Consider the following 2,900-nt stretch of genomic DNA (forward strand, 5'->3'; position numbering starts at 1 on the left):
GTTAATTTCTGAGTAATTATTTTTTGATAATCTTTTTTTGTCAGGTTTGTTAAAGTTATAAAATTACCATAAATAAAAGAAAACCTGTAATCTCCATCCTTCAGATATAAAGCTTCTCGCAAATCTGGTTTCAGTTGAGATACGAAACAGAAAACACAATCATTAATGCAACTTCGACATTTTGGTTGCTCGACTTCTATTCCTATAGGAATTTCCCAATTTTGATGAATTGTTATTTCTTCATATTCTCCATTATTTTTCAAAATCCTGAAATGGAGGATTTCATCTGCAGAATAAAATTGGAAGTCGAGAAAATCGTCGATTGGGTGGTTGTTTATTTTTGTTATTTTATCGTTTTTTTGAAGATGGTGATCTTCTGCTAAACTGTTTTCTTGGATGGAGAGAATTTTAACCGACATAGTTTATCATTGAGTTAGACTGATGAAAACTTGCCAGATTTTTTAAATTCAAAGTGATTCTTTTTCATTTCAGTAACTAAAGGAATTCTCTTCGATTTTTTTAATGAAGAAGCATTTTCAAAATACAATTTCTTTTCCAATTGTGCTCCCAAATAAAATTTTGGAGCAAAAAAATTATTCACTCAATTCTTTCAATCTTGCCAATCTTTCCGGTTCATTATCTGCTAACCATTGATCTTGGGAAAGATATTCATAAGCCAGCCCAAAATATTTTTTTGCTTCCTCTTCCTGTTCTTTCAATAAATAGATTTCTGCTAATTCTTCGAAAATATAACCATCCTGCCCTAATTGCTGTTCTTCGTATTCCTTTTCCAGAGCTAATTGAATCTCAAGTGCTTCATCCAATTTTCCAAGTGAGCGAAAAGTTCTGGCAACAGTCCATTTGGCGATCATGGTTCCATGCTCATCCTTGATTTCTTCCCGCCATTTCCGACCTTTCTGGAAAAGTTCCAGAGCTTTTTCATATTCTTCCAAGTCGTGATAAGTCCAGCCAATATTATTGTAAAGAGGTCCGAGCCAACCTTTTGCTCTCTTATCTTCAGTTTTTTCACACAACTCGAGTGCTTTCAAATTCCAGTCCAATTGTTTTTCCGGAGGTTCGACAATTCCCATCATATGAGCTGCATCGATTGCATACAGATCAAGTTTGTTTGTAATACCAAAATCCCAGGCTTTCAGGAACAAAAGTTTTGCTTTTTCCGGAAATCCTGATGATCTGAAAGTTCTTCCCCTTTCTAATAAATATCTGATCTTTGCAGTTTTTGTATTATCCGTTAAAAGAGAATCGACTTCATTCAGAGTTTTATGAGCATCTTCAAATTTTCGTTGCAGACCTTGAGTGCGTGCAATTTGAGTTAATAATTGCAGGTAATAATCTGTATTTCCGGAGCTTTTAATTTCGGGAACTAATGCTCTGAACTTTATTTCTGTGGAATCAGGATACTGATAATCCCAGAGAGCATCGATGTTTGGGAGTTCTGATTCTTCTTGTTTTTCCGTTTTTTGCTTGGAACATCCACTGAAAATTAAAATTAACAGGAAAAATATTAATATGGTTCTTTTCATTCAGGATGTTCATCTTTATTTAGAAAAGCCTTCATCAAATTAATCGGTACCGGAAAAACTATCGTAGAATTTTTTTCAGTTGAAATTTCCGTTAGAGTCTGCAAAAATCTTAATTGAATAGAAGCGGTGTTTTTACTCAAAACATCGGCAGCTTCGGCAAGTTTTGAAGAAGCTTGAAATTCTCCTTCAGCATGAATGACTTTTGCTCTTCTTTCTCTTTCTGCTTCTGCCTGTTTTGCCATTGCTCGCTGCATCGTTGCCGGAAGTTCCACATCTTTAACTTCCACCACACTGACTTTTATTCCCCATGGATCTGTCTGTTCATCAATGACCTGCTGTAATTCCTGACTTATCTTTTCTCTTTGGGAAAGCAGTTCGTCCAGTTCGGATTTTCCTAAAATATTACGAAGAGTTGTTTGAGCAATCTGGGAAGTTGCTGTCTTGTAATTCTCGATCTTGACAATTGCATCTTCCGGATTGACAATTTTGAAGTAAACCACAGCATTTACTTTTACCGGAACATTATCTCTGGTAATAATATCTTGCGGTGGAACATCGAGAGTAACGGTTCTCAATTCTACTTTGACCATTTTATCAATGAAAGGAATAAGGATGATCAATCCTGGTCCTCGAACCTTCTGAAATTTTCCCAAACGGAAGACAACTGCTCTTTCATATTCCCTGATAATTTTGATCGCTTTGATCAGAAGCAGCATAACAATTATGCCAATAATGTAGTAAGTTTTGAAAATAACAAATTCCATCTTTCCTCCTCTAAAAAAGCTATTTGAAAATGATTTACTAAATATTTTTATGTTAATATCTGGCAAGGATTTTCCAAATTTGGAAATTATTAGCAAATATTATTCGAAAAAAACAAGCGATATTCGAAAGAACATCGCTTGTAGGTTTAATATAAATCAAATTTATTTAAAGTTTCACTGAAAAAGAAATTCCGATCAAAGAATTTTTCCAATCATCGTCGATATAACCACCGAAATCTATTTGCAGATTTTTGGAATGATTATAACCGATACCTCCGGAAAATCGTTTAGTAGCTTCGATATCTTCCGAATGTTCACTCGTTGACTGATAGAAATTATCATCAAAATTGATTTCGACATCACCATCACCAAATTCGGTTGTGGTTGTTAATGGATAAGAATCGCTAACCTGGCGTTTATCGTTAATAATGGTTTTTGTAGAGATAAAGGTTGTCCCGATGCGGAAGTTGAAATTTCTGAGACCAAAAGCATCATGATCGGACAGATCTTTCTTAGGTAAACGGAATTCAAGTCCAACCGGAATTCTAAAAGTGCAGACCTGTCTTTCATAAGTTCTATCTGCTTCCAGAAA

Annotated in this window: 3 protein-coding genes; all 3 read right to left on the reverse strand. The window is 34.8% G+C overall.

All coding sequences use genetic code 11. The features are described from left to right. Window positions 1-419, reverse strand: a 419-nt coding sequence (locus ENL20_10035) for a hypothetical protein (protein HHE38895.1), incomplete at its 3' end; no start/stop codon positions are given. A gap of 174 nt (window positions 420-593) precedes the next feature. Beyond that, window positions 594-1,544 (reverse strand): tetratricopeptide repeat protein, encoded by a 951-nt coding sequence (locus ENL20_10040; protein HHE38896.1) that lies wholly within the window; start codon window positions 1,542-1,544, stop codon window positions 594-596. Beyond that, window positions 1,541-2,308 carry a slipin family protein gene (locus ENL20_10045; GenBank protein ID HHE38897.1) on the reverse strand — a complete coding sequence of 256 codons (768 nt, stop codon included), beginning with the start codon at window positions 2,306-2,308 and terminating at the stop codon, window positions 1,541-1,543. The genes ENL20_10040 and ENL20_10045 overlap by 4 nt, the downstream gene beginning before the upstream one ends. Between the last annotated feature and the right edge of the window lie 592 nt (window positions 2,309-2,900).

The organism is Candidatus Cloacimonadota bacterium, assembly GCA_011372345.1.
Classification (GTDB): Bacteria; Cloacimonadota; Cloacimonadia; order Cloacimonadales; family TCS61; genus DRTC01.